4 protein-coding genes and 1 pseudogene are annotated in these 6532 nt (G+C 69.0%); 1 reads left to right on the top strand and 4 read right to left on the bottom strand.

All coding sequences use genetic code 11. The features are described from left to right. A pseudogene (locus MJ783_RS18750) lies at positions 1-744 on the bottom strand (hypothetical protein); the annotation flags it as partial. Positions 745-1194: 450 nt separating this feature from the next. Here MJ783_RS18750 and mycP point away from each other — a divergent pair. Continuing rightward, entirely contained in the window at positions 1195-2457 is a 1263-nt protein-coding gene (gene mycP, locus MJ783_RS18745) for a type VII secretion-associated serine protease mycosin (RefSeq protein WP_239312105.1), read from the top strand. Between the two features lie 202 nt (positions 2458-2659). Here mycP and MJ783_RS18740 read toward each other — a convergent pair whose 3' ends face one another. The 3 genes from MJ783_RS18740 to MJ783_RS18730 all read right to left on the bottom strand — a co-directional run bounded on the left by MJ783_RS18740 (position 2660) and on the right by MJ783_RS18730 (position 6436). Then, positions 2660-3688 carry a low specificity L-threonine aldolase gene (locus MJ783_RS18740; RefSeq protein ID WP_370651698.1) on the bottom strand — a complete coding sequence of 343 codons (1029 nt, stop codon included), beginning with the start codon at positions 3686-3688 and terminating at the stop codon, positions 2660-2662. A 465-nt stretch (positions 3689-4153) separates the two neighbouring features. Next, positions 4154-4948, bottom strand: a complete 795-nt coding sequence (locus MJ783_RS18735; RefSeq protein WP_239312101.1) for a carboxylesterase — start codon at positions 4946-4948, stop codon at positions 4154-4156. Between the two features lie 57 nt (positions 4949-5005). Then, entirely contained in the window at positions 5006-6436 is a 1431-nt protein-coding gene (locus MJ783_RS18730; protein WP_239312097.1) for an amidase, read from the bottom strand. Between the last annotated feature and the right edge of the window lie 96 nt (positions 6437-6532).

Here is a 6532-nt window from a genome sequence, read left to right as displayed (position 1 = left end):
GCCCGTACCGCCCACGACGTCACCGGGCAGCTCCAGGGCCGCGACGGCCGGGGCCGTCCGCGCGTCTGGTCCGGGCTCGACCGGTTGCCACGCCGGTATCACGACAACCGGCTGGACGTGCACCCGGTCCAGGCCCTCCGGTGGCACGCTCGCGGCTGGGGCTTGGGTGCTGTCCCGTTGAACCGGGGCGGCAACAGCCGGCGCGAGCGAGTCGGTCGCCAGCGCCTTCTCCCGCTCCGCCGTCGGCCTGGGCCACTGGCGCGGGCGGGTGGTCCCTCTCCGCCCAGCCGGCGTACGCTTCCCGGCCACGGCCGGGCGGAGGAGCGGGAGCCGCGATGGTCGTCCGCGGCGGGTCGACAGGTCGTCGCCCTGCCGAGACTGCGCCCGGCGTTCAAGCGCCCAGGGCAGGATCAGTACAGTCACCACCAGCATCCCAACAGACGCGTAGAGCACGTCAAGTGTCCAGTGCTCGCTCGGCAGGCCGCTTGTCCTAGGCGGAGTGGTCAGCGCTGTCCTGCCGGCCTGCGCCGCGTCGGCATCCGGGGCGGCCGTGGCCGAAAGCACGCTGCCGGCGGTAGGCGCGGATTCACCCCCACCCGCGCCACCCAGCCAAACCGCAATACCGATCAATATCGCACCGGCCATTCCAACGGCGAGAATGAGCACCGTTCCGCCGATACCCTTGGCTCGACGCGAGCGGTGCCGGCCCGCGGGCATGAGAACATCCACTTTCAGCACAGTCATCCCGCCATCCGGGTCGTCACCATCCGGGCCGTCGCCATTCAGCCGGTGGAACCGGATAGACCTGTTTCGCCGGCCCCCAAGGAATGCACGTCCCACACCCCGTTGGAGGTTCGACCGAGCCCGGTTGAACCGGCCACAGGCCAGATACGTGCCTTTCTCGAGAAGTACAAAGCCGTATCCCGGAGGAGCGGAACCGATGAGCGACTATCCGCCTGCCAGGGCGTGTCTGATGGATGCTGGTCGATGCGAACAATGATCCAGAAAGCGGCCTGGGCGGCGGAGAAGGCCTGGACAGCGGTGTTCTGTCCGGACCGACGACAACGCGGCGGGACGCCTTCTGGGCACCGATCCCCGCGATCGACGATCTGTCAGACACGCCCTGGCCGCCGGGGAGGCCGCGTCTCACCGCTGGCGGTCACCGGGTCTTCGCGTCGGCCGCTGACCGTACTGATGACAGCCGTGGCGCTCATGGCCCTCACCCAGTCGTGGTCACCCGCGAGCGGGGAACCACCGGTGGGGACTCCAACGCCGACGGGAGCACCCGCCCAGCCGCTGGCGCCGCCGGTCAGCCCACCGCTGTCCACCGGCTGCGCGCCACCGTCGACCGAGATCGTACGGACGATGCCATGGGCGCAGCGGCGGCTGGGAGCGGCCGGGGTGTGGAATCTGACGCGCGGCGCGGGAGTCACCGTTGCTGTGATCGACACAGGTGTGGACGCGGCAGTGCCCCAGCTCGCGGGGCGGGTCCTCGCGGGCGCGGACGTGACCGGGCAGCGGGTGCCGGCGAACACCGACTGCTCGGGCCATGGCACGTTCGTCGCCGGTATTATCGCGGCCGCCCCCGTGCCGGGAACCCCGGTCGCCGGGATGGCGCCTGAGGCGACCGTGCTGCCCATCCGGCAGGCGTCCAGGGACTCCGACGGCACCGCCGCGGGCTTGGCCGCGGGCATCCGCGCCGCGGTCGACGGCAGAGCTTCTGTGATCAACATTTCGACCAGCGCTTTCTTCCCCGATGACAGCCTGCATGCCGCGATCCGCTATGCCACGGAGCGGGACGTACTGATCGTTGCGGCGGTCGCGAACCAGGCCGAGAACGGCAACCCCCGGACGTACCCCGCCGCCTACCCGGAAGTGCTGGCGGTGGGCGCGACCGGTCAGAACGGCCAGCCGGCGGGCTTCTCGGAAGCTGGTGACTACGTGGACGTGGCCGCGCCGGGAGAGGGCGTGATCAGTCTCGGCACGGGCGGGTCAGGCCATCTCGTCGGCGACGGAACAAGCTACGCGGCGCCTGAGGTGGCTGGAGTCGCCGCGCTCGTTCGGGCTTACCGGCCGGAGCTGAGTGCGGCGGCGGTCCGCCGCCGGATCGAACTCACCGCGGACCGGCCCGGCGGCCGGCTGCCCGACCCCCAGCTGGGCTGGGGAGTGCTCAACCCGGTTTCCGCGGTGACCGCGGAGCTGCCCGGGGAAACCGCGGGCCCGGCATCACCGTCCACGGCTACCGGCGCGGTGCGAAACGTCATGCTACCGCCGGTCCGCCCCAACCACGCTCCTCGCGGCATTACCCTGATATTCACCGCGGCGGCCCTTTCCGTCGCGCTTGTGGGAGTCGCCGGTATCCGTGTCGCTCGGGCCGGCCTGCGGCGGCAATGGCGCCCCGGGACCGGGGAGGAAGCCCTGGCTGAACTGTCCCGTCGGCGCCGGCATCCCGCCTGAGAGCGCCCGGCAATAGGGGTGTGAATCAAAGAGCCGGGCTGGGGTGCGTGCATCGCGCGGCGATGGACGGGGAGCGATGACGCGAGGTGCGTGTGCCCTGGCCCCGCGACGCCGCGTCCCCTCTTGCCGGGTGCCGGGCGCGCTGAGTCCCAAACAACCGGGAACGGCTGTGACGACCGTTCCCGACCGGGCCCGCATGCGTTCAACGGCCGAGCAGCCCGTGCAGGAGCGTTGCCGCGCTGTCGATGTCCTCGTCGTCGATGTCGAGGTGGGTGACGGCCCTGACCCGTTGTGGGCCAGTCAGCTGCAGAAGCAGTCCGTGACGGGCCGCCGCGGCGGTGAACTCGCCCGCGGGCCAGCCGGTGTCCGACAGGTCAAGGACAATCATGTTCGTCTGGACCGCGTCGACGTCGACGGCGGAGGGGGCGACATCCGCAATCCGGCGAGCCAGGCGCCGCGCACGTTCATGATCATCAGCCAGCCGCTCCACATGGTGGTCCAGCGCGTAGCTGCCAGCCGCGGCAACTATGCCGGCCTGCCGCATCCCACCACCGAGCCGCCGGCGCAGGACCCGGGCGGCAGCCGCGCGGGACGCTGAGCAGACCACCAGGGATCCAACGGGCGCGCCCATCCCCTTGGACAGGCAGACAGACATGGTGTCGAACAGCCGGCCGAAGGCCGCGGCAGGCAGACCGGTGGCGACGATGGCGTTCCATACACGCGCGCCATCGCAGTGCAGAGCGACGCCCGCTGAGCGCGTCACCGCCCGCAGCGACTCGAGGACATCCATGGGATAGACCGCGCCGCCGGCACGGTTCGCGGTCTGTTCGACCGCTACGGCCCTGGTCACCACGGTCCGGAATCCCTCAGGCCGAAGCTGTTGCGCCACCGCGTCAGGCTGAAGAATGCCCCGCGGCGAAACGATCGTCCGGGTCGATATTCCGCCGTGCTGGGCCGCTCCCCCTCCCTCATACGTCACAATGTGCGCATCCGCGTCACACAGCAGCTCCTCCGCCGGCGGTACCAGGAGCCGCAGACAGATCTGATTCCCCATCGTGCCGCTCGGCACAAAGACGGCGGCTTCATGCCCAAACAGGTCGGCGACGCGCTCCTCCAGCGCCGCAACCGTCGGGTCCTCGCCGTAGCAGTCGTCGCCTACCTCTGCCCGCGCCATCGCCTCCCGCATGCCTGGAGTCGGCCGCGTGACCGTGTCGCTTCGCAGGTCGATCAAACGATCAACCATCTCCCACCCACCCCCGCATGATCGCGATCTTCTACTGAGCCATCATCGCCATGCCGCGACCATTCGCTCTTCCTGTTATCCAGAATTCTATTCCAGGATAACTAAGATTCCAGGATAACTAAGAGCGCCCGGCAATAGGGGAGCGGTGTCGCGGGGCTGGGGCACGCACCTCGCCGCATCGCTCCCCGTCCATCGCCGCGCGATGCACGGGTACCCCGGCTCGTCGGTCGCCACCCAACACCTCCGGTGACTCCCTCCGCCGCCTCGCGACGCACGCACCCCAACCCCGCTCCTTGACCCATACCCCTATTGCCGGGCGCTCTAATATGACGAAAGCCGCGACGATGCCGGCAACCTGATGACCTGGTGTGACCGGAGACGGATGCGTGATTTTACCCGGGCTGGCCACCGGGCGCGACCAGACATCGCCTGGCGCCAGCGAGCACCGCCCGGCTACCGCGCCGTGTCGCTGGGATCCGGACCGCTCTGGAGAACGGGCAGCCAGGTACGCAGGAATGCCGCCGATTCAGCAAAGATGGTTTCGGCGTCGTTGTCCAACGTCGCGATATGATAGCTGTCCGAAAGCAGCACTTCACGGTGTTCCGCCGAGGCGATCCCGCGAAGCACGATTCCGCTGGAGAGCTCGCCGGCGGTTCCATCGGCCAGCGACCGGAAAAGCAGCAGCGGCTGCGTGACCGCCGACAACCGTGGCCGGACGTCCCGCCACAGCAGGGTCATCGACCGCACGGCCTTCAGCGACAAACGGTCATAACTTGCCCGCGGCACGTCGGGTTTCTTGACCATCGGGCCGTCGTTCCTGATCGAGGGCACGAAGTGCTGCAACACCGGCAATGCGAACAGCAGCCTGTTCGGGTTGGCGATCGAGGGATTGACCAGCACAACGGCACGCACGATGGCCGGATGCCGAGCCGCGAGCCGCAGCGCGAGGGAGCCGCCCATCGACAGGCCGGTGACCGCGACGGTCTCACAGTGCTCGGCGAGTTCGATCAGTGCCCGCTCAGCGCTGCCGTACCAGTCGGGCCACCGGGTCGAGCTGAGGTCCTGCCAGGTCGTGCCATGTCCTGGCAGCAGAGGGACGCTCACGCGGTAGCCCTGCCCCAGCAGGTACCGCGCCCACGGACGCATCGACGCGGGGGAACCGCCGAACCCGTGCAGCAGGAGCACCCCCCGCGACGTCTCACCCGCGGTGAACGGCCCGACTTCATCGTCGGTCAGCTCACTGGTCATCGTCCCGCCTCACTCCCCGATCGTTGACTGCGCTTCACCGGGGCCACGCACCGCGCCTCACCAGATCTCCGGGCGCCGCCCGAGCTCCCCGGCAGCCGACTGGAGCTGGGCCGCCAGCGCCGTCAGCGTTGCCTCGTCACCGTAGCGACCACCCAACATCACGCCGATCGGCAGGCCCTGGTCGTTCCAGTGAACAGGCACGGTGACAGCCGGTAGGCCGGTAATATTGTACAGCGGTGTATAAGGCATGAACGCCGTCATCCGGTCAAAGTTGGCGTTGGCGTCGGTGTCGGTGGTGAACTCACCGATCAGCGCGGGTGGCTGCGCGAGCGTCGGTGTCAGGATGACGTCGTACACCTCGAAGATCAAGTCTGTCAGCATCTGCCCGATTCCGCGAAACGTCGTCAGCGCGGCGTGCAGCTGCCTTCCGGAGACGGCCCGGCCACGGTCCCGCATGTACCGCGTGAACGGTTCCAGCGACTCCTCGTCCTCTTCCTCGTCCTCGAGAGCCACCTGGGAGGCCACGACGGACCAGACTCTGCCGAAGGCGTCGGCCACCTCCTGGTCCGGGCTCATCTCCATCTCCTCCACCCGGTGCCCGGCGGCGGCAAGGAGCTCGATCGTGTGTTTGAGCGCGTCGTGACAGTCGGCATGGGCCGTCACGTCGGGCAGCATCGGCTCGGGCATCACGGCGATCGTGAGCTGGCGGGGTTCGATGCCCTTGGCGAGCGGTCCGACAAGTCCGCCGGGTGCCGTTTCGGTATCCCCCGGCATCAGGCCGGACATAAGATCAAGCAGGGCTGCGGCGTCCGCGACCGTACGCCCTAACGCGCCGTTGATCGATAGCCCCGTCACATCGTGCCCGATCGGCCCGTTGCTGACCCGGCCCCGGCTCGGTTTTATTCCGACGAGCCCGCAGGCCGAGGCTGGGATCCGTACGGAACCACCGGCGTCGGTGCCGTGCGCAATGGGCGCCATCCCCGCGGCTACGGCGGCGGCCGAGCCGCCGCTGGAACCTCCAGGGCTGTGCCGCGGACTCCAGGGATTGCGGGTGGGTGGCCCCAGCCGGTTTTCCGTGTAGCAGGTCAGGGCGAATTCAGGGGTGTTCGTCGTTCCGAGAATCACCAAACCGGCGCTCTTCATACGGGCGACAACATGATCATCGATATCGGAAATCTCGTCGAGAAAGGCCGTCGACCCTGACGTGCGGCGAACGCCCTCGATGCGTGCCACATCCTTGACGGCCACCGGCACGCCGTGGAGCGGACCGAGAACCGTGCCGGTCCGGCGTGCCGCGGTGAGCTCGCGTTCAGCCGCGGCGGCTTGGGCGAGCGCGAGATCCTCGGTGACCGTGACAAACGCGGCGACCGTCGGGTCCAGCGTGCTGATCCTGTCCAGGTAATGGCGGACCAGTTCGGTCGGGGAGAGCTCGCCGGCCCGCACCGCCCGCCCCTGCTCCAGCGCGGTAAGATCATGAATAGTACTCACAGACGCTCCGTCTCACGAGCAACAAACCGACCAGCGGACCGACCGGCGGACCGACCGGCGGACCGAGCAAGTACCGGCGACCCCACCACCGGCGAA

Source organism: Protofrankia sp. Cj3 (assembly GCF_917627355.1).
Taxonomy (GTDB): Bacteria; Actinomycetota; Actinomycetes; order Frankiales; family Frankiaceae; genus Protofrankia.
Note: the sequence above shows the minus strand (reverse complement) of the source record. Positions and strands in the feature narration are given on the sequence as shown.

Excerpts from the sequence above, each read along its gene's own strand:
- mycP (WP_239312105.1), top strand. The coding sequence starts at position 1,195 with ATGACAGCCGTGGCGCTCATGGCCCTCACCCAGTCGTGGTCACCCGCG.
- MJ783_RS18735 (WP_239312101.1), bottom strand. The coding sequence starts at position 4,948 with ATGACCAGTGAGCTGACCGACGATGAAGTCGGGCCGTTCACCGCGGGT.